At 58.5% G+C, this 26,782-nt stretch carries 26 protein-coding genes; 14 read left to right on the top strand and 12 right to left on the bottom strand.

Annotation, left to right across the window (positions count from 1 at the left end):
* Nucleotides 1-55: 55 nt before the first annotated feature.
* Together pepN and QRN55_RS11280 are read right to left on the bottom strand one after the other, a co-directional pair.
* On the bottom strand, nt 56-2,704 hold the full coding sequence (gene pepN / locus QRN55_RS11285; protein ID WP_284776764.1) for an aminopeptidase N: 2,649 nt from the start codon (nt 2,702-2,704) through the stop codon (nt 56-58).
* A gap of 336 nt (nt 2,705-3,040) precedes the next feature.
* Nucleotides 3,041-4,153 carry a methyl-accepting chemotaxis protein gene (locus QRN55_RS11280; protein ID WP_350225185.1) on the bottom strand — a complete coding sequence of 371 codons (1,113 nt, stop codon included), beginning with the start codon at nt 4,151-4,153 and terminating at the stop codon, nt 3,041-3,043.
* A 398-nt stretch (nt 4,154-4,551) separates the two neighbouring features.
* Here QRN55_RS11280 and QRN55_RS11275 point away from each other — a divergent pair, with 398 nt between their 5' ends.
* Both QRN55_RS11275 and QRN55_RS11270 read left to right on the top strand, forming a co-directional pair.
* Nucleotides 4,552-5,490, top strand: a complete 939-nt coding sequence (locus tag QRN55_RS11275) for a DMT family transporter (RefSeq protein ID WP_284777159.1) — start codon at nt 4,552-4,554, stop codon at nt 5,488-5,490.
* 204 nt (nt 5,491-5,694) lie between these two features.
* A complete protein-coding gene (locus QRN55_RS11270) occupies nt 5,695-6,603 on the top strand; it encodes a hypothetical protein (RefSeq protein ID WP_284776763.1) in 909 nt (302 codons plus the stop codon).
* A 323-nt stretch (nt 6,604-6,926) separates the two neighbouring features.
* Here QRN55_RS11270 and QRN55_RS11265 read toward each other — a convergent pair whose 3' ends face one another.
* From QRN55_RS11265 to QRN55_RS11255, 3 genes are all read right to left on the bottom strand, one after another.
* Nucleotides 6,927-7,115, bottom strand: coding sequence for a hypothetical protein (locus QRN55_RS11265; RefSeq protein ID WP_112500082.1), 189 nt, complete (start codon nt 7,113-7,115; stop codon nt 6,927-6,929).
* Nucleotides 7,116-7,265: 150 nt separating this feature from the next.
* The gene (locus QRN55_RS11260) at nt 7,266-8,144 is read right to left on the bottom strand and encodes a uracil-DNA glycosylase (RefSeq protein ID WP_284776762.1); all 879 of its coding nucleotides are present in this window, start codon (nt 8,142-8,144) and stop codon (nt 7,266-7,268) included.
* A 44-nt stretch (nt 8,145-8,188) separates the two neighbouring features.
* A complete protein-coding gene (locus QRN55_RS11255) occupies nt 8,189-9,481 on the bottom strand; it encodes an Hsp70 family protein (protein WP_111841568.1) in 1,293 nt (430 codons plus the stop codon).
* 292 nt (nt 9,482-9,773) lie between these two features.
* On the opposite strand from QRN55_RS11255, the gene blaOXA reads away from it, so the two are divergent.
* A complete protein-coding gene (blaOXA, locus tag QRN55_RS11250) occupies nt 9,774-10,526 on the top strand; it encodes a class D beta-lactamase (RefSeq protein ID WP_502871320.1) in 753 nt (250 codons plus the stop codon).
* A gap of 1 nt (nt 10,527) precedes the next feature.
* Here the strand turns inward: blaOXA and QRN55_RS11245 are convergent, their stop codons facing one another.
* The 3 genes from QRN55_RS11245 to QRN55_RS11235 all read right to left on the bottom strand — a co-directional run bounded on the left by QRN55_RS11245 (nt 10,528) and on the right by QRN55_RS11235 (nt 12,756).
* Entirely contained in the window at nt 10,528-10,731 is a 204-nt protein-coding gene (locus QRN55_RS11245; RefSeq protein ID WP_111841569.1) for a hypothetical protein, read from the bottom strand.
* 100 nt (nt 10,732-10,831) lie between these two features.
* A complete protein-coding gene (locus QRN55_RS11240; RefSeq protein WP_112500086.1) occupies nt 10,832-11,791 on the bottom strand; it encodes a hypothetical protein in 960 nt (319 codons plus the stop codon).
* Between the two features lie 176 nt (nt 11,792-11,967).
* The gene (locus QRN55_RS11235; protein ID WP_284776760.1) at nt 11,968-12,756 is read right to left on the bottom strand and encodes an SDR family oxidoreductase; all 789 of its coding nucleotides are present in this window, start codon (nt 12,754-12,756) and stop codon (nt 11,968-11,970) included.
* A 359-nt stretch (nt 12,757-13,115) separates the two neighbouring features.
* Here QRN55_RS11235 and QRN55_RS11230 point away from each other — a divergent pair, with 359 nt between their 5' ends.
* From QRN55_RS11230 to QRN55_RS11220, 3 genes are all read left to right on the top strand, one after another.
* Nucleotides 13,116-14,780: an electron transfer flavoprotein-ubiquinone oxidoreductase gene (locus QRN55_RS11230; RefSeq protein ID WP_233122912.1), complete on the top strand. Its 1,665-nt coding sequence runs from the start codon at nt 13,116-13,118 to the stop codon at nt 14,778-14,780.
* Nucleotides 14,781-14,806: 26 nt separating this feature from the next.
* Entirely contained in the window at nt 14,807-15,328 is a 522-nt protein-coding gene (locus QRN55_RS11225; RefSeq protein WP_284776759.1) for a GNAT family N-acetyltransferase, read from the top strand.
* Between the two features lie 157 nt (nt 15,329-15,485).
* The gene (locus QRN55_RS11220) at nt 15,486-16,229 is read left to right on the top strand and encodes a pentapeptide repeat-containing protein (RefSeq protein WP_284776758.1); all 744 of its coding nucleotides are present in this window, start codon (nt 15,486-15,488) and stop codon (nt 16,227-16,229) included.
* A 226-nt stretch (nt 16,230-16,455) separates the two neighbouring features.
* Here the strand turns inward: QRN55_RS11220 and QRN55_RS11215 are convergent, their stop codons facing one another.
* The gene (locus QRN55_RS11215) at nt 16,456-17,472 is read right to left on the bottom strand and encodes a zinc-binding alcohol dehydrogenase family protein (protein WP_284776757.1); all 1,017 of its coding nucleotides are present in this window, start codon (nt 17,470-17,472) and stop codon (nt 16,456-16,458) included.
* Between the two features lie 104 nt (nt 17,473-17,576).
* Here QRN55_RS11215 and QRN55_RS11210 point away from each other — a divergent pair, with 104 nt between their 5' ends.
* From QRN55_RS11210 to QRN55_RS11175, 8 genes are all read left to right on the top strand, one after another.
* Nucleotides 17,577-17,978: a winged helix-turn-helix transcriptional regulator gene (locus tag QRN55_RS11210; RefSeq protein ID WP_284776756.1), complete on the top strand. Its 402-nt coding sequence runs from the start codon at nt 17,577-17,579 to the stop codon at nt 17,976-17,978.
* Nucleotides 17,975-19,378 (top strand): coniferyl aldehyde dehydrogenase, encoded by a 1,404-nt coding sequence (locus tag QRN55_RS11205; RefSeq protein WP_284776755.1) that lies wholly within the window; start codon nt 17,975-17,977, stop codon nt 19,376-19,378. The genes QRN55_RS11210 and QRN55_RS11205 overlap by 4 nt, the downstream gene beginning before the upstream one ends.
* An 80-nt stretch (nt 19,379-19,458) precedes the next feature.
* Nucleotides 19,459-20,295 (top strand): undecaprenyl-diphosphate phosphatase, encoded by an 837-nt coding sequence (locus tag QRN55_RS11200; RefSeq protein ID WP_173996482.1) that lies wholly within the window; start codon nt 19,459-19,461, stop codon nt 20,293-20,295.
* Between the two features lie 186 nt (nt 20,296-20,481).
* Nucleotides 20,482-21,261 (top strand): ABC transporter ATP-binding protein, encoded by a 780-nt coding sequence (locus QRN55_RS11195; protein WP_284776754.1) that lies wholly within the window; start codon nt 20,482-20,484, stop codon nt 21,259-21,261.
* Nucleotides 21,262-21,292: 31 nt separating this feature from the next.
* Nucleotides 21,293-22,066 carry a transporter substrate-binding domain-containing protein gene (locus QRN55_RS11190; protein WP_173996485.1) on the top strand — a complete coding sequence of 258 codons (774 nt, stop codon included), beginning with the start codon at nt 21,293-21,295 and terminating at the stop codon, nt 22,064-22,066.
* A gap of 15 nt (nt 22,067-22,081) precedes the next feature.
* Entirely contained in the window at nt 22,082-22,804 is a 723-nt protein-coding gene (locus QRN55_RS11185) for an ABC transporter permease (protein ID WP_284776753.1), read from the top strand.
* 9 nt (nt 22,805-22,813) lie between these two features.
* Nucleotides 22,814-23,503 carry an ABC transporter permease gene (locus tag QRN55_RS11180; protein WP_284776752.1) on the top strand — a complete coding sequence of 230 codons (690 nt, stop codon included), beginning with the start codon at nt 22,814-22,816 and terminating at the stop codon, nt 23,501-23,503.
* Between the two features lie 19 nt (nt 23,504-23,522).
* Nucleotides 23,523-24,431, top strand: a complete 909-nt coding sequence (locus QRN55_RS11175; protein ID WP_284776751.1) for a homocysteine S-methyltransferase family protein — start codon at nt 23,523-23,525, stop codon at nt 24,429-24,431.
* Between the two features lie 33 nt (nt 24,432-24,464).
* Here the strand turns inward: QRN55_RS11175 and QRN55_RS11170 are convergent, their stop codons facing one another.
* The 3 genes from QRN55_RS11170 to mgtE all read right to left on the bottom strand — a co-directional run bounded on the left by QRN55_RS11170 (nt 24,465) and on the right by mgtE (nt 26,544).
* The gene (locus tag QRN55_RS11170; RefSeq protein ID WP_284776750.1) at nt 24,465-24,746 is read right to left on the bottom strand and encodes a helix-turn-helix domain-containing protein; all 282 of its coding nucleotides are present in this window, start codon (nt 24,744-24,746) and stop codon (nt 24,465-24,467) included.
* The gene (locus tag QRN55_RS11165) at nt 24,743-25,072 is read right to left on the bottom strand and encodes a type II toxin-antitoxin system RelE/ParE family toxin (RefSeq protein WP_284776749.1); all 330 of its coding nucleotides are present in this window, start codon (nt 25,070-25,072) and stop codon (nt 24,743-24,745) included. Before QRN55_RS11165 ends, QRN55_RS11170 begins: the two co-directional genes overlap by 4 nt.
* A gap of 98 nt (nt 25,073-25,170) precedes the next feature.
* On the bottom strand, nt 25,171-26,544 hold the full coding sequence (mgtE, locus tag QRN55_RS11160) for a magnesium transporter (protein ID WP_284776748.1): 1,374 nt from the start codon (nt 26,542-26,544) through the stop codon (nt 25,171-25,173).
* Nucleotides 26,545-26,782: the final 238 nt, after the last annotated feature.

The raw sequence follows: 26,782 nt of genomic DNA, 5'->3' as shown, positions 1-26,782 counted from the left end.
ATTTTTTTGGGACATGTCTGGCGGCCTGCTGAAAAGCCACCAAACTCACGTAACGTCAAGCTTTTAGCACGCGTTCGACGATGTCACGAACGTCCGTCGAGAGGGCTGGAGCCCGCTCGATTGTGGCCAGTGCGTCGCGTGCGTGATCGGCCCGAACAGGCTCCAGGGAGCGCCAAGAACGCATGGAGGTGAGGATGCGGGCAGCGAGCTGCGGATTGCGATTGTCGATGCTGACGATCTGTTCGGCCAGGAAGCGATAGGCTTCACCATCGGCACGATTGAAGCCGGTCGGATTTCCGAAGGCGAAGGTGCCGATGAGGGAGCGAACGCGGTTCGGATTGGTGGCGATGAAGTGCTTCGAGCTTGTCAGCTGCTTGATGCGGGCAAGCGCGCCATCGCCGGGAATGGCAGCCTGGATGGACAGCCACTTGTCCAGAACCAGAGCGTTATCGGCAAAGCGGCTCTCGAAGGTTGCCAGTGCCTGCGTCGTCTCTGGTGCATCCGGGAAACGCTGTGTTAGAACGCTGAGCGCATGGGCCAGATCAGTCATGTTGGTTGCTGCGGCAAAGGTTGCAGCAGCGCGCTCCGGTGTCGGTTGCGCAAACGACAGATAGCTCATGGCGCTGTTGCGCAGGGACCTGCGGCCAGCGCTTGTTGCGTCTGGCGAGTAGGCGCCCTTGTCTTCGAAATCAGCAAAGAGCGACGTGAAGGTCGCCAAACCTGCTTCGGCTATGGCTGTCATGGCAGCCTTGCGTGCGGTGTGAACGGCTTCTGGATCGTTGTTGCTGCCGATCTCGCGGGCCACATCGGCTTCGCTCGGCAATGCCAGCGCCTGCGCCCGGAAGGCAGGTTCCAGCGTCTCGTCAGCAGCAATTTCGATGAGCGTTGCGATGAAGGCTGGATCGAACTCCACAGGGGCGTCAGCGCGCACGGCATGTGTTGCCTTGACGAGGTTCGGCATCGCCAGTGCTGTGAGCGCCTGCCAGCGGGAGAACATATCCGTATCGTGGCGGGCGATCAGCACGAGGTCGTCGGTCGGCTGTTCCAGATGCAAGTTGATCGGCGCCGAAAAGCCGCGATTGAGCGACAGCGCCGGACGCGACGGTATGCCGGAAAACGTGAAGGCCTGGCTGCGTTCGGTCAGGTGCAGAACGCCATCGCGGTACTCACCACCTTCGACCTTCGACGGTTCGGCAATCTGGCCGTTGTCGAGGATGAGCGCGGTGGAGAGCGGAATGTGCAGCGGTTCTTTCTTGCTCTGGCCGGGCGTCGGCGGAACGGTCTGTTCCAGCGACAGCGTGAAGGTCAAGGTGGCGGCGTCGAAGGCCGTCGATACGCTGACGAGCGGCGTACCGGCCTGCACGTACCAGCGGAAGAACTGCTGGAGATCGCGACCGCTTGCTTCTTCGAAGCACTTGATGAAGTCTTCGACCGTCGAGGCATCGCCATCGTGACGCTCGAAGTAAAGGTCCATGCCCTTGCGCAGATCATCCGGGCCCAGAATGGTGGCGATCATTCCGGTGATCTCGGCACCCTTTTCGTAGACGGTCGTGGTGTAGAAGTTGTTGATTTCGCGGTATTTATCCGGGCGTGGCGGATGCGCCAGCGGGCCGCCGTCTTCCGGGAACTGTTCCGACTTCAGGTGGCGCACATCGGCAATACGCTTGACGGCGCGCGAGCGCATGTCGGAGGAAAATTCCTGATCGCGATAGACCGTCAGGCCTTCCTTCAGGCAGAGCTGGAACCAGTCGCGGCAGGTGATGCGGTTGCCGGTCCAGTTGTGAAAATATTCATGCGCGATGATGCGTTCGATATTGGCGTAATCGGTATCGGTCGCTGTCTCTGGATCGGCCAGAACGTACTTGTCGTTGAAGACGTTGAGGCCCTTGTTTTCCATCGCGCCCATGTTGAAATCGGACACGGCGACAATCATGAAGATATCGAGGTCGTATTCGCGACCGAAGCGCTCTTCGTCCCATTTCATGGAGCGTTTCAGCGCATCCATGGCGTAAGCCGCGCGGGGCTCCTTGCCGTGCTCGACGTAAATCTTCAGCGCGACCTCACGACCGGACATGGTGGTGAATGTGTCTTCGATCAGACCGAGATCGCCAGCGACCAGCGCGAAGAGATAGCTTGGCTTGGGATGCGGATCGAACCATGCCGCGAAGTGACGGCCTTCATCGTAATTGCCGCCACCGAGGAAATTGCCGTTCGACAGCAGGAAGGTATTGCCTTCCTTCGCCGCGATGATGGTGATGGTGTAGGGCGCCAGAACGTCAGGACGATCAGGGAAATAGGTGATGCGGCGGAAGCCTTCGGCTTCGCACTGGGTGCAATAGACGCCGTTGGTGCGGTAAAGACCCATCAACTGCGTATTGGTTTCCGGGTTGATGTAGTTGGTGACGCAGATTTCGAACGGTTCTGCCGCTGGCAGATCGCGGATCGTCAGGCTATCCGGCGTCGCATCATATTGCGCTGCCGGAATGTCGATCTGGTCCAGAAGCAGACCAGATAGCGCAAGCTCATCGCCATCGAGAACCAGCGGTGCCGAGACATCGACGCCTTCGCGCCGATGAAAGATCAGCCGCGCTTCGACCTTGGTGTTTTGCGGATCGAGTTCGAAGGTGAGGTCAACTCGTTCGAGAACGAAATCGAAAGGGCGATAATCCGCCAGGTGAACGATTTGGCCTATGTCTGTTCGCATGACTATTCCTGAATGAACCTTGTCTGCCACGATTCAGGTTTCATGCCGCATGCCACCTGAAAGTAAAATTGAAAGAGGGTCACATACATGTGAAATTCGCAAGACATGATGTCCTGCGTGTTGTCCTCGCCAGACCAACCGCTCAGAGAGGATCAATGAATGTGTCTCGCATTGGCACATCATTCCATTAAATGTTGAACGATTACTGAAATTATCGCCGTGCCAGAATTATATTATGATAAAATATTCACTTGGTTATCAATTCTATTAGAACAGGCTGCATGACGGCAAATTTATGCTGCCGCCCCAAAAAGCCGGGGCACTGGCGGGTATGGTTCAGCACTTGAGGCCGAGACTGGCCCTGATCGCATCTTCGTTTTCCGTTTGCTGCACGACGACGCCGTACCAGCCAAGGCCGCTATAGTCTTCATATCCCAGCGTTTTAGCGAAGGCGACGATTGCGCCGTTTGAGTCGTAATAGCTGCCACGCATGGCATCCGCGGCGTTGGCGAGCGGGAACCGGGTGAAGCGCAGAGCAGCGTTGTTGCTGGCGATGACCCGCATGTCTTCATCCAGAAGCATGACGACGGTGCGTTCCGCCACCTGCGGCGGCAGGTTCGCTTCCTTTTCCACAATGGCCTGACCCTGATCCTGCCAGTCGAAATAAACGCCGAGCGTGCCAAGCAACGCGCCGTCATTCTTTCCACCTTCGCGGATGCCGGTCGCATAGACCAGAACGTCGCGATCATCGTGGAATGGACTGCTCTTGACCTGATCGACAATATATTCGTCGCCGCTGCGGCATTGCGAGGCGGCGATAAACCATGGTTCGAGCTTCAAGCTGCGATCGATGAGATTGCGCTGGTGCCGCGGATTGGCCGATGCGATGACCATGCCGTTCATGTCGGTCATGACGAGGTCGAGATAGACAGTGTAGAAACGGTTGATGACGCCGAGACGCTCCGAAGCGAATGCGGCGTCGGCCTTGTCCCTGCTTTGCAGGGCCTGCCAGAGGGCGGTGTCCGTCGCCCACCAGCGCACGTCGGCGGTTCGCTCGAACAGATTGCGGACGATGAGCTGGACCAGCGTCTGCGCCGTGTCCATCAGGCGCACACCTTCCATCTCCTCCACCAGCGCCTCGGCCATATCGCGGCTGAGACCGATGCGGCTGAGCACGTTCTGTTCGAAAGTCGATGAAATATCCGAGGCAATCTGCGCGAGGCGCTGCACTTCATTGGCGACGACGGCAAAGCCCTTGCCCGCTTCACCCGCTCTTGCCGCCTCGATGAGGGCGTTGATGGCGAGCAGGCGGATCTGCTTGACGATGTGTGTATTGTCGGTGCTGAACCGCTTGAGGTCTGTGGACATGCCATCGGTGACAACACGCATGCCGCGCGGCGTCGCGGATTGCGATGCGTTTTTCCCGGCTGTCCGTAAAGCGCTGTTCATGGGGTGCCATCAATTCCAAATAGATATGAAAACAGTGTCAGTCTTTCCATCCACCGGATTGCAGAGCTGAGTTTCGAACTGTTGAAATTAGAATAGAGCGTGGTTAATATTTGATTTATACAGAACTACGACAAGTTGTCATGCAGTTGATCATGCAATGCGTACTAAGTGGGCATATGCATTACTTTGCGGCAGAACTTGACGACTGCACGGCGGTTTGGGCGCGACGTGGCATTTGCGCACGGTGTCCGGCAAAAATGCCTTGGGGTGAACAGGATGATCAAATTTGTGTCCGACTCGGGTTCGATAATCTGCTAGGCAGGGTGAACATGCAGGCTGACGTTGCGGTCTGTGAGGTGCAACCGGTTCACACTTCGAACCTATGAATGCCAATTCCCATGAGTGCCGCCCCCAACAACCCCATCCGGGGCATAAGTTTCAAGCTGATATCCGTTGCGTTTTTTCTGGTCATGCAGACCTGTATCAAGGCGGCCGGTTCGGACGTGCCTGCCGGGCAGATCAGCTTCTTCCGCTCGACCTTCGCCATTGTCCCGATCGTCATCTATCTGGCCTATCTGCGCAGTCTCAGCAGCGCATTTCACACGGAAAATCTTTTCGGGCATTTCAAGCGCGGGCTGCTTGGCATCCTCTCGATGATCTGTGGCTTTTACGGGCTGACGCTGTTGCCGCTGCCGGAGTTCATTGCCATCGGTTATGCTTCGCCGCTGATGGCCGTGGTGTTTGCCGCGCTGGTGCTGGGTGAGGCGGTGCGCATCTATCGCTGGTCTGCGGTTCTGATCGGCATGTCCGGCGTCATTATCATTCTATGGCCGAAACTGACGCTTTTGCAGCAGGGCGGTTTTGAAGCGGGTGAGGGGATCGGTGCGCTAGCCGTTCTGCTAGCAGCCGTGCTGGGCGGGCTGGCCATGGTGCAGGTGCGCCAACTGGTGGTGACGGAAAAGACGGCGACGATCGTTCTCTACTTCTCGCTGACCGGTAGCCTGCTTTCGGCTCTCAGCCTGCCCTTTGCCTGGGAATGGCTGGACTGGAAGCAAACCACCCTTTTGATCTCCTGTGGTATCGCCGGTGGTATCGCCCAGATTTTGCTGACCGAGAGCTATCGCCACGCCGAAGTCTCGACCATCGCGCCTTTCGAATACAGCTCGATCCTTTTCGGTATCGGCGTGTCCTATATCCTGTTCGGCGACATTCCGACGGTGACGATGCTGGTGGGAACGGCAATCGTGGTCTTTGCGGGGATATTCATCATCTTTCGCGAGCATCAGCTCGGACTTGCCCGCAAGGCGGCGCGAAAAGCATCCACCCCGCAGGGCTAGTCGCAACATTCGTTTGATTGGGTGATTTCAGCAGCTTCAAAAAACGATGTTTTTATCAAAGTTTTATTCAATTTGCGCACGAGTGTGTTATTGAACACACGGGTGGTAAAAAGCAAATCTAAGGTGGCATAATCGTGTTTGGGGTAAAACGCGTGGAGCCTGATAACGCGCGTCTGTTAATGGGCGTTCGTGTTTGGCAGGGCAATGACGTGGCGAAGAACGGTCGCCACAAAACAAATTTCTTTTCATCATTTTTCAGGGGTGGTCATGACGTATTCGTATGACGACCTCGTTGCGCATCCTGAATTGCTGGGAGCAATAAGAACACTCGCCCGCAATCTGCGGGGCGCCTATAACAGTAATCCGCGGATAGCTCGGTTACTTTCAGCGCACCAGAAATGGTTGATGACGCAGGCGGGGATGGCCCTGAACCTGGAAAGCGGACCGCGTGGCTTCACGGTTGCACAAGCGCGGGAACTCATCACAACCAATCATGTCGCAAGCCGTAACACGGTTCAGAACTATCTCGATCAACTTGAAATTTATCGATACGTCGAAAGGGTCAGCCCGGCCTCTCAGCGACCCCGCCGATACAAGGCGACGCCCATAAGCGAAGAGGCAATCCTGATGTGGTATATCGCCAATCTGGCAGCTCTCGATTGTCTTGATGGGGGAATACGCGCCGTTGAGATGATGGCGCATTCAAACTTGCTGGAGGTGGCGCAACCATTGGCCGCTCGTCTGTGCCTCATGGATCCTGCATGGGTGAACCCGCCTCCGCGCGTTGGGCTCTTTCTATGGACAGAGGCAGGGGCTCTGGTCATGGATGAATTCATCAGCCGGATTGAAGATGCAGACCGCGAAGTAGAGCGTATCGATATCGGTTTTGTCGATGCACGCGCTCTGGCGGCGGAATTCATGATGTCACGCACGCATTTGCAGCGTCTTCTCAATAAGGCTGCAGAGCAGGGTGCGATGGGCTGGCATGACAGCGGCCTTCGTAGCGGCATGTGGTTTGCGCGCGACTTTTTGGAAGAGTATTGCCGATGGCAGGCAATCAAGTTCAAATATGTCCAGGATGCATTCATCGAGGCCAAGGCGAAAGCTGTCTGATCTGCTTCCGAAATCATGCCGCCGTTCCCTCTGAAAACAGCCCGCTCGATTACAAGGGGGGCATAAGGGTGCCCTCTCGTGCGGAGAGGGTTCGACTTTGAGCGGCAGCTTTTGATCTGGGATTTTTCAGGGCATATTTGCGTGCTGAGGGCGTTGCCACGACATATCCGTAAGTGGGGCGACGCAATCCGTCACCGCGTAAAACATGCCATATGTAAAATATCGGCACCATTAAAACGCAAAAGCGCCTCTCCATGGGAAAGGCGCTGCGAAAGCGTCGTATCTTGAATGTCTTTCAGGGCTTTGCCTGAAGACGACTTCTATCAGCGCTCACGGAAATCCGCGAAGACTGCCGAAGGACGTGTCGTGCGAACCTGCTGAGATGACGCGCGAGCGGTCAGCTGTTCGTTGGTGCCACCGAAGCGGTGGTAGCTATCACCCGAGCGCGGGCCAAGGCCTGCAAGTCGGAGAGTTTCGAAGCCGGAGTGAACCGGACGGAAGCGAGTGGTCATTGCCTTGGTTCCTTAAACCTTTTCCTCCCAAGACGAGATCACTTATTGCAGTGCGGTATGGATTCGGCAATCAGGGCAAATGCGCCGCTGTTATGCGTCATTTGCATGGCTATTTTCATAAATGATTCATATTGATCAAAAAGGAAGCATTCACATTTGGCGAATGTGGGCCTGAAATGCTAATAAATCCTGCCACGCCAATGGTTTACTGGCTGGAGCGTTCAAAAGCTCCTGAGGGTGCAGGGTGGCGATTGCGGGCACGATTCCGTGCCCGGATGCGACATCACGCCACTGTCCGCGCAGCGTATGGATGGTACCGGTGCCGCCAAAGAAAAAACGTGCAGTGAAGTTGCCCAAAAGCAACAGTGCTTTCGGCTCTGCCAAAGCGACCTGTCGTTCGATGAAGGGGCGGCAAATTTCCATCTCCGGGCCCGATGGCGAGCGATTACCCGGCGGGCGCCACGGCACGACGTTGGTCAGCAGCAGATTGGCGCGATCGAGCCCGATGGCGGCCAGCATGCGATCCAGCAGAACGCCGGTTTTGCCGACGAAGGGCTGACCTTCGCGGTCATCATCCGCATCCGGCATGGGGCCGATTACCATGATGCCGGAGGAGGGGTCGCCCTCGGCAAAGATGGTGTTGCGAGCGCTGTTCTTGAGATTGCAGCCGTTGAAGCTTTCCAGCGCCGTCTTCAATTCCGGCAGGGAACGAGCGGTTTCCGCAGCAAACCGGGCGGCGGCAATGGCCTGCTCGTCCGGCATGGCCACATTGGTCTGGATAGCGGGCGCAGCGGGCGCCGAGCTACGGGTCTGCGGTGCCGACTGGGTCGAGCGGGACGGGCTGTTCTGCGGTGCATCGTTCTGGCGGGGTGGTGCTTCCCTTTGTGGCGCCCGGTTTTGCCGGGTGGCGGCAAATTCCGCGAAGCGATCCAGAGACGTGTCTTCCAGCAGCCAGTCCACGCCCGCATCCGCATGGAAATGCAGGAGCGCCGCCAGTTCTGCTGGTGAAAGGTCTTGGGCCAAGATCATAGCGCAAAACTACCTTAAGTGCTCGCCCCGCGAAACCCCTGTCATCACGCTGTCCAGCGCTCAATGTCGCCACTTTCGCCGATCATGGCCAGACCGTGGGCGATGGAGAGCAACTCGCCACCGGTCTCGATCTTATCGGCATCGAAACGGCGGGTGAAAAGCTGGCGTACGGCGGGCACGAAAGAGGTACCGCCGGTGAGAAAGACCTTGTCGATGGCTTCAGGGGCGGTCTGGGTTTTCTCCAATACTTCGTCCAGCGCGCCTTCGATCTTGGCGAGATCATCACTGATCCAGCGGTCGAAATCTGCGCGCTTGACCGTCTTGCGGCCAGCCTTGCCCAGAGGCGAGAAGTTGAACTCGGCTTCTTCGCTTGAAGACAAGGCCATCTTCGTCGCGGAGATGGCCTGGTAGAGCGGGTAGCCCTCATCATGCTCCACCAGCTCCACGAACATCTCCAGCTTCTCCGGCTCAAGTGCGGAGCGAACCAGCGATTTCAGGTCCGAGAATTCCTTGGAGGTCTTGAAGATGGACAATTGGTTCCAGCGGCCGAAGTTCACGTAGTACCCGCCTGGAACATCCAGCACCTTGTCGAAGCTCTTGAATTTGCTGCCCTTGCCGATTTCAGGCGATACGAGATTGTCGATCATGCGGAAGTCGAAATGGTCGCCCGCAACGCCGACGCCAGAATGGCCGATGGGGGTGGCCGACAGCTTGCCGCCATGGGTTTCGAACCGGATCAGCGAATAGTCGGTGGTGCCGCCGCCGAAGTCGGCAACCAGCACATTGGCGTCCTTCTTCAGGCTCTGCGCGAAGTAATAGGCGGCTGCCACGGGCTCGTAAACGTAATGAATTTCCGGGAAACCAGCGCGCGTGAGGGCATCATTGTAACGGGCGATGGCCAGTGCCTCATCCGGGTTGCTGCCAGCAAAACGGACCGGACGACCGGCTACCACGGTGGAGACGTCGTCGCGCCAGTCGTCACCCGCATAGGTCTTCAGCTTGCGCAGGAAGACCTCCATCAGATCTTCGAAGCTCTGGCGCTTGGCGAAGACCAGCGTGCCCTGAAACAGCGAGGAGGCGGCGAAGGTCTTGATGGATTGCAGGAAACGGCAATCGCCAGGATTATCGATGAACTGGCGGATGGCGGCATGACCGGCTTCGACCTGAAGGGCTGCGGCACCGAATGTGCCCGTCTTCATGAAGGACAGCGCCGTGCGCATGCTATCGGTCGTGCCTGCACTGCTGGTAAAGCGCATGGACTGGCTGGTGTTACCGTTGTCAGACATTGCCATGACCGTGTTGGTCGTGCCGAAATCGAGCCCGAGTGTTCTTGCCATAGCGTGTTTTTCCCAAAGTCAGTGATAGCTGTGCCGGGTGCCAATGGCGTCCGGTCATGAACGGGATGCAAAAGCATCCGCCTGTTTTGAAGAGGGCGCGTGATCGCACAGCGAATTGTGAATGGCAAGCACAAGGGCGGATTTTCCCTGATGCTGCCATAATAATGCCCGCCCACATCGCGCTTATAAGGTTGCTGGGAAATCTCTTATGCGGATGAGTGGAGTGCCAATGGCCTTGAAACGACCTTTTGCAGCGGCAAGTTTTGCTGCTGTTTCTCTATGCTGCCTTTCCATGACGCCTGCGTCTGCCGCCGAGACGGCGCACTGCACGGTGGTTCTGGATGCTGCCAGCGGCAAAGCCCTGCATCGCGACGGTGCCTGCGACAAGGCATTTGCGCCGCAATCCTCCTTCAAGCTGCCATTGGCGGTGATGGGTTACGATGCTGGTATTCTCAAGGACGAGACGAACCCGCGCTGGGACTACAAGGCGGAATGGAAGCGACCCAAGCGCGAGCAGAAGGCGACCGACCCGACCATCTGGGAGCGCGATTCCATCGTCTGGTATTCACAGGAAATCACGCGGCGTCTCGGTGCCGAAAAATTTGCCGATTACGTGCGCCGCTTCGATTACGGCAATGCGGATGTGAAGGGCGTGAAAGGCCGAACGGACGGGCTGACCGAATCCTGGCTGATGTCATCGCTGAAAATTTCCGGCGATGCGCAGGCGGACTTCGTTCGTCGCTTCGTGACGGGCAAACTGCCGGTTTCCGCCGAGGCTACGAAAAAGACCATGGCGATCATTCCGCAATTTGCCGCAGCCGATGGCTGGCAGGTGCACGGCAAAACCGGCTCCGGGCGTATGCAGACCAAAACTGGAAAATTCGACGGCGATTACCGACTAGGCTGGTTCGTCGGCTGGGCGCAAAAGGGTGACCGGCAGGTCGTGTTCGCCGCTATGAACGTCAAGGACTGGAAAAGCGACGAGCCCATCAGCTTAGCAACCCGCGACGCGCTGATTGCGGACCTGCCGAAGCTGGTGAAGTAACTCAGCGAACGAAGCGCCGGGCAGCAAAAATCAGGGCCAACCCGATGATGGCAACGATTGCCCCGCGCAGCATCCACGGGCTCTGGTTGATCATGAAACTGGAGGCAGGGTAGGGGAAGTAACCGCTGCCCTGCCCAATCCAGACGAGGCCGATGAGGGTGAGCAATGCGCCGAAGACAACGAGGGAAATCCGAAGTATCTGCATGGTAGGCCTCGACAGGAGAAAATCTCCCCGGAGGTTACCCCGGGGAGGGTGCAATAGCCAATGGATTTCGCGGGCCCGGCTACACCCGAACGGTTGCCGCTTATGAATTATGGGCGGCGTTTTTGGCAGCAAGCTTCAGTTCGGCCAGACGCTCACGCATTACGCCTTGCAAGAGGGTTCCAACATCGTCCATCGACATGCCCTGATCTGCGAGGCCCAGGACGAGGTTGCTCAGATCGACGCGTGTCGTATCCGGTACGCCCGGCAGGTTGAGTGCACTGGCGTGCTGATCGATAAACGGAACGCGGCGATAGAAACCTTCTCCGAAAATATGGAGCCACATGCGTTCCAGAATATAGCCGTTTGCGTTGGCTGCTCCGGTCGCGAATTCGTAGATCAGTTGCTTCGTTTCGTCCGATAGCCGTGCAACATTCTCGTTGCGCACGGCGAAGATCGCGCCATAGGAGAAGACGCCAACCGTATGCCGTGCAGCTTCTTCGGCCTGCGCATCCAGCTTCCATTTTTTCAAGACATAGGCCGCAATATTGCTGGTATTGGGCGAGATGCCTTCCAGTGTCTTGTACACCAGCCCCATGTTCCATGCGCCGGCATCTTTGAATTCGAGGGCTTTCCAGTCCATCAGCGAGAATGTTTCAGGCCGGACACGAAGGTGAATCGGAAAATACTCCTGATAGCGCGCCAGCGTTTCTGCTGTTGGAATGTTGTTCGTCGTCAGCCACTGCCAGGAAAGAGCCTGAATATCATCCCACCTGCGCCAGTTCTTCAGCAGATCGATGAAGTCAGGGCTGTGCGTGATGGGATCGCCCTGGCTGAAGACGGTAAAGTCGCGATTGTCCGCTTTGCGGGTCATCATGTGGTGAATGTAGGTCTCGGATTCGCGACCGACATTGGGGCGTGCGATGATCTCGTCGGCGCGCTGAAGCACGGCAGGCGAGGTGATTTCCTGGCCCTTATTATAGATGATGACTTTAAAATCTGTTGGAATATCAACGATCCACTCAAGTGCTTCGCTGTATCTCGCTAAAACGATGGTATGCATGGAATCCCTCTGATCAATATTAGGGCAGCCGCAATTCAGGTGGCTATCTATACATCGGAGGTATTCGGCTAAGCTTGTGCGTGCATTGTGCGGCCAAGGTTCCACGGGCCCGTCACTGTAGAGGGCAAGTAGAGAGCCCGCCATGCCGCAGCGATGACGGGCATACCCTGTTTACATCAGATCGATTTCGACGCGCCGCCATCCACCCGCAGCATGGTGCCGGTGATGTAGCTCGCAGGCTCTGAGCAAAGGAAGGCACCGGCTGCGGCGAATTCCTCGACCTTGCCGAGGCGACCGGCGGGTATGGTCTTGAGGGACGCTTCACGCACTTCTTCCACGCTTTTGCCCAGCCGGGTTGCGTTGGCGCCATCGAGTTCGTCGATACGGTCGGTGTGGATGCGTCCGGGCAGCAGCATGTTGGCGGTAATGCCGGAACCTGCGATTTCGGTGGCAAGTGTCTTGTTCCAGCCAACCAGCGCGCCGCGCAACGTGTTGGACAGGGCGAGGTTGGGGATGGGCTCGAACACGCCGGATGAGGCGACCGTCAGAATGCGGCCCCAGCCTTGCTCCTTCATCTGCGGCAGAAACGCGCCCGTCAGTGTGATGACGCGCAGCACCATGGACTGGAAAAAGGTTTCCAGCTTCTCGACAGTGATGTCCTGCGCCGTACCGGGCGTCGGGCCGCCGGTGTTGTTGACGAGAATATCGATGCCGCCAAGCTTCGTCTGAACGGCGTCGACCATGGAAGCGACGAAATTCTCCTGCGAAAGATCGCCCTGCACCCAATACGCCTTGCCCTTGCCCAGCGCATTGATGGCGTCCGCATTGGCTGCCAGTTTCTCGCTGGTGCGTCCGACCAGAAGCACATGCGCGCCTTCCTTCGCCAGAGCCGTTGCAATGCCGAGGCCAAGGCCGCGAGAAGAGGCCAGAACGAGCGCGCGTTTGCCGGAAATGCCGAGATCCATGGGGTAATCCTCCTGAAAGTGTTGGGGTGGTTATAGGGGTGGGCGTCAGAGTTTTGAAGGTGTTTATTTCGCAGCTCGTCTACGAGATGATGCGCTCTTCACCTACAACCTTGACCTCCTCGCAAATCCCGGCAACTTACGTGAACGTAAGAGTAAGATATTACATGTGCGGTCGATAATGTAATAAGCTCGAACAGGATTTGCCGCGTTTCAACCTCGACAACGGCTTTTTGCTTTGCGAAGAAGGAGTTGAGACAGTGCCTGAAAAGCAGGCGGGTGCAGCTGGGTTGTGAACCCTGCGGCGGTTGGCACGTTAGAAAAACAACGCCGGATGGGACCGGCGAGCTGAGAGGATGGATATGACGGACGCGATGGAAATGCCGGAACGCGAATCGATGGAATTCGACGTTGTGATCGTTGGTGCAGGACCTGCGGGGCTTTCGGCGGCGATACGGCTGAAGCAGGTCAATCCTGAGCTTTCCGTCGTCGTGCTGGAAAAGGGCGCGGAAGTCGGTGCGCATATCGTCTCCGGCGCTGTGGTCGATCCGATCGGCATCGACCGTCTGCTGCCCGGTTGGCGCGAAGAGGAGGGACATCCCTTCAAGACGGAAGTCAAGGACGACCAGTTTCTGCTTCTCGGCCCCGCTGGCTCCATCCGCCTGCCCAACTTCGCCATGCCGCCGCTGATGAACAACCACGGCAACTACATCGTCTCGCTCGGGCTCGTCTGTCGCTGGCTGGCGGAAAAGGCGGAAGCGCTGGGCGTTGAAATCTATCCCGGCTTTGCGGCGACCGAAGTGCTGTACAACGACGCAGGCGCCGTAATCGGCGTTGCGACCGGCGACATGGGCGTGGAACGTAACGGCGAACCCGGCCCGGCGTTTACGCGCGGCATGGAATTGCACGGCAAATATGTGCTGATCGGCGAGGGTGTGCGTGGATCGCTGGCCAAGCAGCTCATCCAGAAATTCGACCTCTCCAAGGACAGCGATGTCCAGAAATTCGGCATCGGTATCAAGGAACTCTGGCAGGTAAAGCCGGAGAACCACAGGCCGGGCCTCGTGCAGCACTCCTTCGGCTGGCCACTGGGCATGAAGACGGGTGGCGGATCGTTCCTCTATCACCTCGAAGACAACCTCGTTGCCGTCGGCTTCGTCGTGCACCTGAACTATAAGAACCCTTATCTCTATCCCTTCGAGGAATTCCAGCGCTACAAGACGCATCCGGCAATTGCCCCGACATTCGAAGGCGGCAAGCGCCTGTCCTACGGCGCGCGCGCGATTACCGAGGGCGGGTATCAGTCGGTGCCGAAGCTGACCTTCCCCGGCGGTGCGCTGATCGGCTGTTCCGCCGGTTTCGTCAACGTGCCGCGCATCAAGGGCAGCCACAATGCCGTGCTGTCGGGCATGATGGCGGCGGACAGGCTGGCGGATGCCATCGCCGCGGGCCGTGCCAATGACGAAGTCATCGAGATCGAAAACGAATGGCGCGGCAGCGACATCGGCAAGGATCTGAAGCGCGTGCGCAACGTCAAGCCGCTGTGGTCGAAGTTCGGCACGGCGATCGGCGTGGCGCTGGGCGGGCTGGATATGTGGACCAACCAGTTGCTCGGCCTTTCGATTTTCGGCACGCTGAAGCACGGCAAGACCGATGCGCAAAGCCTGGAGCCAGCGAAGTTCCACAAGCCCATCGCTTATCCAAGACCCGACGGCGTGCTGACCTTCGACCGCCTGTCATCCGTGTTCCTCTCCTCCACCAACCACGAGGAAGACCAGCCGGTGCACTTGCAGGTGAAGGATATGGACCTGCAGAAGCGATCCGAACACGATGTCTACGCCGGTCCTTCGACCCGCTACTGTCCCGCCGGGGTCTATGAGTGGGTAGAGAAGGACGGCGAGCCGACCTACGTCATCAACGCGCAAAACTGCGTCCACTGCAAAACCTGCGATATTAAGGACCCCAACCAGAACATCAATTGGGTGCCGCCGCAGGGCGGCGAAGGGCCGGTTTACGCCAATATGTGAGCCAGTTCTCGCAGATGGCAAATCCCATGGTGAGCATCCGCGCCGCGCGGGCTGAAGAGTTTGCGCGGCTGGCAGAGATCGAACTCGATGCGTTTGTGGTCTGGGCGAAGGCCTGCGGCGTCACATCAGAGCCGTCATCGGCACCCGACTTCGTTCTTCGGCAAAGTCTCGATCAGGCTTTCTTGCTGGTGGCAGAAGACGCCACGGGACATGTCGCTGGTTTTGCCGCAGGGCATAGGTTGGGCCATCACCTCCATATCGTAGAAGTCGATGTCGAAACCTTTTCGCAGGGAAAAGGCCTGGGGCGTGCGCTGATGCTGGCGCTGCTTGCCGAAGGTTCGAAAGCCGGACTGAAGCATGCTGTGCTGACGACAGACCGCTTCGCGCCTTTCAATGCGCCGTTTTATGCAAGGCTGGGATTTCGCATTCTGGAGGGAAATGACATTCCGCCCTTTCTGCGGGAGCGGTTGGAGATGCAAATCTCGGCTGGTCTCGACCCCGATCGTCGAGTTGCCATGCAAATGGATTTGTCTGACGAAGCGTTCTGAACTTTCATTCTCAAGAAAAATATCACCATCCATCTTGACCGTGTCGGTTGTTCTCCAGTTTGGTATTTGCAGGATTACCACGAATACCATAGTTGTATGGGTGTAGTCCGACAGGCGTTCATGGATGTGCTGGCAAGGTCGGATGTGGGAGCAGATGATGACGACGGCAGCAGGTAAGGGTTTTTCTCACCGCGGTGCAAGGCTGGTTTACGGGGCGGTTTTGACGGCTTTTGCGGCTGTGACCATTCCGACAAAGGATAGCCTAGCCGCAAGCTGCCGTGCAGATGCCGCTGCGGAGATCGACTGGAGTGCGTGCAACAAGCGTCTTCTGATGCTGGGCGGCAGCGTGCTGGATGGTGCGGATTTGCGCGGAACGGATTTCACCTTTACCGATCTGCGTGGTTCTTCCTTCAAGAAAGCCAATCTGGAAAAGGCCAAGCTGATCCGTACGTCTCTGGCGTCATCGCAATTGCAGGGCGGAAATTTCGTGAAGGTCGAGGCCTATCGCGGTGATTTCAGCGATGCGGATGCGGAAAATGCGAAGTTCAACAGTGCTGAAATGCAGCGGGCGAATTTTCAGAATGCCAAGCTCGTGGGTACCGATTTCAGCAAGGCTGAACTTGGCAGGGCCGATTTCGAAGGCGCGACGCTGACGGGCGCCAAGTTCTCGATGGCCAACCTGTCGCGCTCGCGTTTCGAAGGCGCGAAATTCACCGGGCCCATCGATTTCGCCAATGCGTTTCTTCTTCTGGCCCGCATCGAAGGGCTGGACCTTTCGGCCGCGACCGGTCTTGAGCAGAAGCAGGTGGATATTGCCTGCGGCGATGCCAAGACCAAACTGCCGCAGGGACTGACCGCACCTGCGGAATGGCCGTGCCCTGAGGACCCGGACGACGATTGAGGGTCGGGCGGGACGCAGGGCCGGTGGGTGTGGCTTACCCCCCTCTGTCCTGCCGGACATCTCCCCCTCAGGTGGGGAGATTAGCAAGGTGCGCCGACATTGCGTCAGTCTCGACGTACGAGATGGCCGAAGGGCTGCCGCGAGTCGATCTCCCCCTTGAGGGGGAGATGCCTGGTAAGGCAGAGGGGGGTGAGCGCAGTCTCAACCACTCATGACGTCTCCGCCCTCAAAACCCCGACAAAACAATCTTACCCCGAGCCGTCCCACTTTCGATCAACGCATGCGCCTTGATCAGATTGGCGGCGTTGATGGTGCCGAACACCTCTGTTAGCGTTGTCTTGATCTTGCCCGCATCCACCAGTTCAGACACGTGGTTCAGCAGTTTGTGCTGTTCGAGAATATCGGCTGTTTCGAAGACCGGGCGGGCAAACATCATTTCCCAGTGGATGGAGATGGCCTTGCGTTTGAAGGGCATGGCATCGAAGCCGCCTGCGGGATCATCGATCAGGCAGAAGCGTCCCTGTGGGGCGATCAGCGCGATGCTGTCGGCGGCGTGGAGATCGCTCTGCGTGGTGGAGAAGACGAAGGCGGGTGCGCCGAGGCCGAGCGCTTCCACCTGCGGGGCGAGCGGCTGGCTGTGGTCGATGATGTGGTGCGCACCAAGGGATTTGGCCCATTCCTTGGTTTCAGGGCGTGAGGCCGTGGCGATGACGGTGAGGTCGGTCAGCTGCCGGGCAAGCTGGATGGCGATGGAGCCGACACCACCAGCGCCGCCGATGATGAGGATGGCATTGGCTGCACCGGCGACGGGATCTTTCACCTTGAGCCGGTCGAACAGCGCCTCGTAAGCGGTGATGGCGGTGAGCGGCAGGGCGGCGGCTTCCTCGAAGCTGAGGCTTTTGGGCTTGGTGCCGACGATGCGCTCATCCACCAGATGCAATTCGCTGTTGGAGCCGGGGCGGTTGATGGCACCGGCGTAAAACACCTCGTCGCCTGGCTTGAACAGCGTCACGCCTTCGCCCACGGCCTTGACGATGCCAGCAGCATCGAAGCCGAGAATGCGGGCCTGGCCTTCTTCCGGCGGCTGGTTGCGGCGTACCTTCGTATCGACAGGATTGACGGACACCGCCTTCACCTCGACCAGAAGATCATGCCCTCCAGCTTCCGGCACGGATACATCGAGGTCAACAAGCGCATCTGCTTCCGTGATGGGTTTTGCGCTTTTGTAACCGATAGCACGCATGGCGTATTCTCCTTTGCTTGTTGCGTTGACCTCTATTTGATAGAGATGAGCGCGCACCGCAAGAATGCACATATTCTGTATATACGCACAAAAAGGATACTACGATGTCCCGTCCCCGTGCCAAATTGACCGGCAATTTTCCCGGTTGTCCGGTGGAGTCGACGCTGAGTTTTCTGGATGGGAAATGGAAGGGCGTGATCCTCTATCACCTGATGAACGAGGGCACGCTACGCTTCAACGAGCTGCGCCGCCACATTCCCAGCGTGACCCAGCGCATGCTGACCAAGCAGTTGCGTGAGCTGGAAGAGGCCGGGCTGATTTCCCGTAAGGTCTTTGCCGTGGTGCCGCCACGTGTGGATTACGCTCTGACGCCGCTGGGGCTCAGCATGCAGCCGGTTATCGCCGCGCTGAAGACGTGGGGCGAGGCGCATGTGGTCTGCGAGGATGGCGCAAAGCGCTTCGTTTCCCCCGCCGATCTGATCAGGTCGCTGGAGGCCGCCGAATGAGCGACGCCGTCGAGATTCTCGCCCGTCAGCGCGATGCGTTTCTGCGTGACGGACCGCCGACACTCGAGGCGCGCAAGGCTGATCTGAAAGCGCTGCGCCAAGTGGTGACGGCGCGCAGACGAGATATCGAGCAGGCGGTCGATCTGGATTTCGGTGGGCGTTCACCGCGTGAAACGGCGCTGCTGGATATTCTGGGCGTGGTGCAGGGCATCGATTACCTGACGCGTAATCTGAAACGCTTCATGAAGCCGGAGCGTCGCCATGTGGCGGCGACGTTCCAGATGGGGCGGGCCCATGTGGAGTATCAGCCGCTGGGCGTCATCGGCATCATGTCGCCGTGGAACTACCCGTTTTTGCTGGCCATGGTGCCGCTAGCAACGGCCATTGCTGCCGGAAACCGGGCAGTGTTGAAGCCCTCCGAGCTAACGCCACGCACCAGCCAATTGATGAAGGACATGCTGGCCAGCATTTTCCCGGAGGAAAAAGCCGCCGTCATTTTAGGGGATGCCGAGGTGGGCGCGGCCTTCAGCGGTCTGCCCTTCGATCATCTGTTCTTCACTGGCAGCACGCAGGTGGGCAAGGCTGTCATGAAGGCGGCCAGCGAGAACCTTGTGCCGGTGACGCTGGAACTGGGCGGCAAGAGCCCGACGATTATTGAGAAAGGCCATGCCAGCGAAAGCAATGTGGCCTCCGTCGTGTTCGGCAAGCTGACCAATGGCGGGCAGACCTGCGTGGCGCCGGATTACGTCTTCGTGCATGAGGATGATCTGGACGCCTTTACCGATGCCTTCGGCAAAGCGGTGGCGAAATCCTATCCCAACGGACCATCGACCATCGATTTCGCCTCCATCGTCAGCGAGCGGCACTTTGGACGGCTGAACGGCCTGCTGGATGACGCACGGCAAAAGGGCGCGCGGGTGGTGGAGGTCGGCAATGACGCGCCGTCCGCCACAAGCCGCATCCGCGTTCTGCCGCCAACGTTGGTCTTCGACGCGACCGACGAGATGGCGGTGATGCGCGAAGAGATTTTCGGGCCGATCCTGCCCGTGCGCACCTATCGCGAGATCGGCGAAGTGATTGGTTACATCAATGCAAGGCCAAGGCCTCTGGCGCTTTACGTGTTTGGCGATGAAAAGAGCGAGGATTGCCGCGCGGTGCTGGCCCGCACCATCTCCGGCAATGTCGGCATCAACAACACCATCCTGCATGTGGCGCAGGATGATCTGCCGTTTGGCGGGGTAGGGGCCAGCGGCACCGGCGCCTACCACGGCATAGAGGGCTTTCGCCGCATGAGCCACGCCAAAGGCGTGTTCGTGCAGGGGCGGTGGAGCCTGCCGACCCTGTTGCGCGCGCCATTCGGGCGGCTGACAGACTGGACGCTGGCATTTCTGCTTCGATAAAAATTTCCGCAGTGCAACATTGATCTGCCCGGATTGCTTCATAGCGTCGCGGCAGTGATTCTCAGTCAGGGACGACAAGCATGGGTATTGGTTGGATCGAGGCCGCGATTCTCGGTTTTATTCAAGGTCTTACGGAATTTTTGCCGATTTCTTCCAGCGCGCATCTGCGGATCGCCGGGGAGTTTTTGGGAACGGGTGAAGACCCGGGTGCTGCCTTCACCGCCATTATTCAGATCGGTACCGAACTGGCGGTGCTGGTCTATTTCTGGTCCGACATCATGCGCATCGCCATGGCGTGGCTTCGCCAGAACCTGCGCCTTGGCGGCAGTTACGATGCTGCCGATGCCCGCATGGGCTGGCTCATCATTATCGGCTCGGTTCCGATCGTGCTCTTGGGCTTGCTGTTCAAAGATTCCATCGAAACGTCGCTGCGCAATCTCTACATAACCGCCGTCATGCTGATCGTCTTCGGCATCATCCTTGGTTATGCGGATAAAATCGGCAAGAAGAAATACCCGCTGAACAAGCTCATCTGGCGCGATGGCATTCTGTTCGGTTTTGCACAGGCCATGGCGCTGATCCCCGGCGTCTCCCGCTCCGGCGGCACGATTACGGCAGGCCTGCTGCTGGGCTATACCCGTGAGGCAGCTGCACGCTATTCCTTCCTGCTCGCCGTTCCCGCCGTCTTCGGTTCCGGTTTCTACCAGCTCTATAAGAGCATCGGTCAGGTCAATCCGGTTGGATGGGGTCCGACAGCACTTGCCACGCTGATATCCTTCATTGTCGGCTATGCCGTCATCGTCGGCTTCCTGAAGCTGGTTTCGAGCAAAAGCTATATGCCGTTCGTCTGGTACCGCGTGGGTCTGGGCGTGTTGCTTCTGGTGCTTCTCTCCACGGGCGTGATCAGCGCGGCGTAAGAAGCGACGACGCAGTCATGTCTCATCCTCGGCTTTAGGGCCGAGGACCGACTGACGATTTTCCTTGAAATCTTTCCCGTGGAATGATTTTTCACCCCGGATGTGCAATAGAGCCGTTTATTGCGCGGTATTTTTCGTTTGCTTCTATAAGTATCCATCCGCAACAAGGACAGTCGGGACCCGTTGATGAGTATTGAGGGCGGTTACGCTTTGGCGGTGGAGGACATCCACAAGAGCTTCGGTACGCATGAAGTCCTCAAAGGCATTTCGCTGAACGCCCGCAAGGGTGACGTGATCTCGATCATCGGCTCCTCCGGCTCTGGCAAGAGCACATTTTTGCGCTGCATCAACTTTCTGGAAATGCCAGACCGTGGCCGCGTGACCGTCAATGGCGAGGAAGTTTCCGTCAAGATCGGTCGCGATGGCAAGGCCGTGCCGAAAAGCTGGCGGCAGGTGGAGCGCCTGCGCACCGGGCTTGGCATGGTGTTTCAGAACTTCAATCTCTGGGCCCACCGCACGGTGCTGGAAAACATCATCGAAGCGCCCGTCCATGTGATGGGTGTGAAGCGGCAGGACGCGATTGAGAAGGCAGAAGCGCTGCTCAACAAGGTCGGCCTTTACGACAAGAAGGATGCCTATCCGGCGTTTCTCTCCGGTGGCCAGCAGCAGCGTGCGGCAATTGCGCGTGCGCTCTGCGTCGAGCCTGCCGTGATGCTGTTCGATGAACCGACCTCGGCACTCGACCCGGAACTGGTGGGCGAGGTGCTGAAGGTCATCCGCGATCTGGCAGAAGAAGGCCGCACCATGTTGCTGGTGACGCATGAGATGCGTTTCGCGCGCGATGTGTCCAACCACGTCATGTTTCTGCATCAGGGCCGCGTGGAAGAGGAGGGGACGCCGGACCAGGTCTTCGGAAACCCGACCAGCACCCGCACCCGCGACTTTACCGGCGCCATCGCCAACTGATTTATCATCGTTTTAACCGGAGAGATTTTCCATGAAACTGTTCGCCACGCTGCTTGCCGGTTCGGCATTCGCGCTATCCGCCTTTACCGCCAGCGCCGATGTGCGCTTCGGCATCATGAACGAGTCCTACCCGCCATTCTTCGCCAAGGATGCATCCGGCAAATGGCAGGGCTGGGAAATCGACCTGATGGACGCCGTCTGCGCGGAAATGAAGGAAAAATGCTCCATCGTGGAACTGTCCTGGGATGGCCTTATTCCGGCGCTTGAAGCCAAAAAGTTCGACGTGATCTGGTCGTCCATGTCCAACACGCAGGAACGCCAGAAGGTCATCACCTTCACCGACAAATATTACAACACGCCGAGCAAGCTGATCGGCGCCAAGGATGGCAAGCCGGGTGCGACCGCTGAAGACGTGAAGGGCAAGACCATCGGCATTCAGGTCTCCACCATCCAGTCCGCCTATTATGCCAAGTATTTCAAGGATGCGGCTGACGAAAAGACCTACCAGACGCTGGACGAAGCGTTTCAGGATCTGGCTGCCGGTCGTATCGACTATGTCTTCGGTGACTCGCTTGTTCTTGACGCCTTCCTGAAAAGCGATGCGGGCAAGGATTGCTGCGCGGATGCTGGCAACGTGGCCGACGACAAGGAAATCCTGGGACTGGGCGTATCAGGCGGTCTGCGCAAGGATGACACCGAGTTGAAGCAGAAGCTGAATGCGGCTCTGGCTGCCGTTCGCGCCAGCGGCAAATATGACGAGATCACCAAGAAATACTTCACCTTCGACATCTACGGCGCGAAGTAAATCTCGGTCGAGTCGATGGCAAGCTTTGAAACCATGGTTCAACTTCTGTCGCCCTATCCTCCGGGATGGGGCGGTACGCTGTTGACCGGTGCCGTTTCCACGCTTGCCATTTCTGCCGGTGCCTATCTCATCGGTATCGTCATCGGCATGGCCGGTGCGTTAGGCAAGCTTTCCGGCAACAGGGCGCTGGGTGTGGTGCTGAGTTTCTACACCACGATGATCCGGGCCGTGCCGGAGCTGATCCTCATCGTCGGGCTCTATTATGCCGGAACGGATGGCCTGAACCGGCTGCTGCAATGGGCCGGAATGCCGCCGCTGGAAATCAACGGCTTCGCCGCCGCCATCGCTGTTTTGGGCTTCGTTCAGGGCGCCTATATGACCGAGGTTCTGCGCGGCGCAATCCTCGCCATTCCGGGTGGTCAGATCGAAGCGGCGCGGGCCTTCGGCATGTCGCCATTTCTGCGCTTCCGCCGCGTTGTGTTGCCCGCACTCATTCCCAATGCGCTGCCGGGGTTGGCGAACCTCTGGCTGGCGGTAACCAAGGACAGCGCGCTGGTGGCCGTCGTCGGCTATCAGGAACTGGCGCTGGCGACGCGTCTGGCCGGGGCCAGCACCAAGCAGTATTTCCTGTTCTTTGCCGCAGCAGCCCTGATGTATCTGGCGATCACGCTCGTCTCCAATCTCGTCTTTTCATTGATCGAGCGCCGCGTCCGGCGCGGCCAACCGGCTCTGGTTTAGGGGAAGATCATGGAATTCTCCTGGATCGAAAAATACTGGCCGCTGCTTTTATCCGGTGCCTATCAGACGGTGGCGCTGCTGGTCATTTCCGTTGTCCTCGGCTTTATTTTCGCTATCGGTCTAGCCTTCGCGCAGGTGAGCGGCGGCAGACTGACACGGGTGCTGGCGCGGGGCTACTGCACCTTCTTTCGCGGCACGCCGCTGCTCATCCAGCTTTGGCTGCTCTATTACGGCGTCGGTTCTCTGCTGCCGATGATCCCCGGTTTGCGGCAAAGCTTCATGTGGCCGGTGTTGCGCGAAGGCTTCTTCTTTGCTGCCGTCAGCTTCACGCTGAACTATGCGGCCTATGAGGCCGAAGTGCTGCGCGGCGCGCTGCTGGCGGTGCCGAAGGGCGAGCTTGAGGCGGGGAGGGCATTCGGCATGAGCCGTTTCACGCTGATCCGCCGCATCTGGCTGCCACGCGCCATCCGCATCGCCCTGCCGACCATTGCGGGCGAGGTGGTGATGCAGCTGAAAGCGACGCCGCTGGCCTTCACCGTCACCGTCATGGACCTCTACGCCGTGGCCTACAAGGTGCGACAGGATACGCTGCTGGTCTATGAACCGCTCTTCGTCGTCACCATTTTCTATCTCATCCTCACCGCCATCATCGTGCGCTGTTTCGGCTTTGTCGAGGCGCAGGTGCCGCAGCGGCGGTAACATACCTAAGGAGTTCCACATGGGCGATATCCGTATTCTCGACGGCGGCATGAGCCGTGAATTGCAGCGGCTGGGTGCGCAGCTGAAGCAGCCGGAATGGTCGGCCCTGGCGCTGATCGACACGCCAGACATCGTGCGCCAGGTGCATGCGGAATTCATCGATGCGGGTGCCGATGTCGTCACCACCAATTCCTATGCGCTGGTGCCGTTTCACATCGGTGAGGAACGCTTCCAGAAAGAAGGCGCATCGCTCATTGCGCTGTCAGGCAAGCTGGCCCGCGAAGCAGCCGATGCTGCTGGCCGCAAGGTCACCGTCGCCGGTGGCCTGCCGCCCATCTTCGGCTCCTATGAGCCACAGAATTTCGATCCCGCCCGCGTGCAGGATTACCTCAAGGTGCTCGTAGAAAACCTCGCTCCCCATGTCGATGTCTGGCTGGGCGAAACGTTGAGCCTGATTGCGGAAGGTGAGGCGGTGCGTGAAGCGGTGGCTGGGACGGCGAAGCCCTTCTGGGTCTCCTTCACCCTGAACGACGATGCAGCGCAGGTTGGCGGCAACGAACCGCAGCTTCGCTCCGGCGAAACCGTGCGCGCCGCGGCGGAATGGGCCGCAGGCTCAGGCGCTGCGGCGTTGCTGTTCAATTGCAGCAAGCCGGAAGTCATGAAAGCTGCTGTCGAGACAGCCGCATCCGTCTTCAAGGACAAGGGCGTCTCCATCGAAATCGGCGTTTACGCCAACGCCTTCGAAGGCGAACAGGGCGATTCTGCCGCCAATGAAGGCCTGCACGGCACCCGCGCGGACCTGACCGACGACGCCTATTCCCGCTTCGCCTGCGGATGGGCCGATGCCGGTGCGACGATGATCGGCGGTTGCTGCGGCATTGGGGCTGCGCATATTCATACGGTTGCGGGTGCGCTTACGGCTCGGTAATCGGCTCGCAGCGCTGCGTGTGCATTCGTCCGTTCACGCAGCGTCCAGAACCTGCATTTCAACATGCAGGCCAGCCGCAGCCACCATGTTGACCAGCGTATCCAGGCCGAACAGATTGATTTTGCCACGCAAGAGATCGGACACGCGCGGTTGCGTGACGCCGAGCTTGCGAGCCGCTTCCGCCTGTGTCCAGCCCTTTTCCTTGATCTGCCGCTCGAGTGCCATCATCAGCGTGGAGCGCAGCTTCATGTTCTCCGCTTCACCGGTCGTGTCCTCGATGGCATCCCAGACGCTTCCGAACGATTCACTGCTCATTGGCCTAACTCCTTCACCAGATCGCCGTAACGTGTTGCTGCCAGGTCGATATCTGCCTTGCTGGTCTTTTGGGTTTTCTTCTGGAAGCAATGCAGGACGTAGATTGCATCGCTGAATTTCGCGACATAGATCACGCGAAACGCGCCACTTTCATCTCTGATCCGTATTTCCTGAACACCCTTTCCGACAGTCGCCATCTGCTTCCAATCGGTGGGCATCTGCTCGTTTTGCACTTTATCCAGTTGATAACCGGCTTCCCGCCGCGCCGTTTCCGGAAACGCACGTAAGTCACCAAGGGCGCTGCCACGAAACCTTATTGTCTTCATATCGCGAATTATACAAAAAATTATATACTATTCGCAAGCCCGTTTATGAAGGGTGTCCCGGAGGCGCGAAAGACGCAACCGGAACACTTTTTTCCACCTTAAAGCAGCGTCCCGCTCAAGATAGCCAACGCCACCGAGAAGTAGATGACGAGGCCGCTCACATCCACCAATGTTGCCACGAAGGGGGCGGAAGCGCTGGCGGGGTCGAGGCGCAGGCGTTGCAGTAGGAAGGGCAGCATGGAGCCTGCGAGCGAGCCGAAGGTGACGATGCCGATGAGGGCGCAGAAGACGGTGAAGCCGACCAGAAGCCAGTGTTCGCCGTAATCGTAAAAACCAGCCTGCTGCCAGATGGTGAGCCGCAGGAAGCCGATGGCACCGAGGATGGCGCCGAGCGTCAGGCCTGTTGGTAGTTCACGCAGCAGCACCTTCCACCAGTCGGAGAGCTTCAGTTCGCCCAGCGCCAGCGCCCGGATGATGAGCGATGTGGCCTGCGACCCGGAGTTGCCGCCCGAGGACATGATGAGCGGGATGAACAGCGTCAGTACGACAGCCTTTTCCAGTTCCCCTTCGAAATGCTGCATAGCGCTGGCCGTCAGCATTTCACCGAGGAAGAGGGCGGACAGCCAGCCGGCGCGTTTGCGGATCATGTCCGTAAAGCCCATCGCCATATAGGGCTTGCCGAGTGCTTCCATACCGCCGAATTTATGGGCGTCTTCCGTCGTATCTGCAATCATGGTGTCGATGACGTCATCCACCGTGACGATGCCCAGAATGTGGACGTGCTCATCCACGACAGGAATGGCCAGAAGGTCATGCTTGCGGATGAGGCGCGCGACATCCTCCTGCGACATCATGGGGTCGGCATAGGTGATGCCTTCCTTGGATGCGACGGTGAGGATGGATGCGGTGGGCTCGCCCGTCACGAGGCTGCGCAGGGTGACGACCTTGGTCAGCGTTCCGTCTTCGGCCAGCACATAGATGGCGTAGACCGTTTCGCGGGAACGCTCGACGATGCGGATATGGGCAAGGGTCTGCTCCACCGTCCAGCGGTCCGGCACGCTGACGAACTCCGTGGTCATCATGGAGCCAGCCGTGCGGGGCGGATAGGTCATCAGGTGCTGAATGGCGGTGGCCGTTGCACGGTCCAGCCGGGAAAACAGCTTGGCGCGTGGCTCGTCGTCCATTTCGGCCATCACGTCTGCCACGCGGTCATCCGACATGAGGTTGACGAAGCGGGCAGCCTGTTCCAGCGGTATCAGGGCGATGATCTCGGAGGCATGATGCAGTTCAGGACGGTCCAGAACGGCAACGGCTTTTGCCTGAGGCAGTTTCAGCAAAGCATCGACTGCGTCAGGCACGTCGAGCGTGTTCAGCTGATCGACGCGTTCTGCTGTCGTGGTTGGGCCGATGCTGCTGGTACGCAGAATGCGGGCAGCCTTGCTGGCTCTTTCAGAGAGGTTGTGAAAGTTCATGATTGCTCACCTTCCAGTCGATCCGCCGATCACGGCGGAACGTGGTGAGCCGACAGGAGTCAGATCAGTGCACGTCTCGCCGTGTTCGGCAAAGGCAATCGACTACTACTGTCGCTAGACATCTAATGATGCTCCGTGGATATCTGCGCCAGATCGATGGTTTGACCTGCGCATGTGCTATCTGTTGCGCCTGAAAAAAGGCCGAGTCAAGCGGGCAAATATGAAATTTTGGCAAGGT

This window comes from Agrobacterium sp. lyk4-40-TYG-31 (assembly GCF_030209855.1).
GTDB classification, from domain to species: Bacteria; Pseudomonadota; Alphaproteobacteria; order Rhizobiales; family Rhizobiaceae; genus Agrobacterium; species Agrobacterium vaccinii.
The sequence above is the reverse complement of the archived record's forward strand: the minus strand, read 5'-3'. Positions and strand labels throughout refer to the sequence as shown.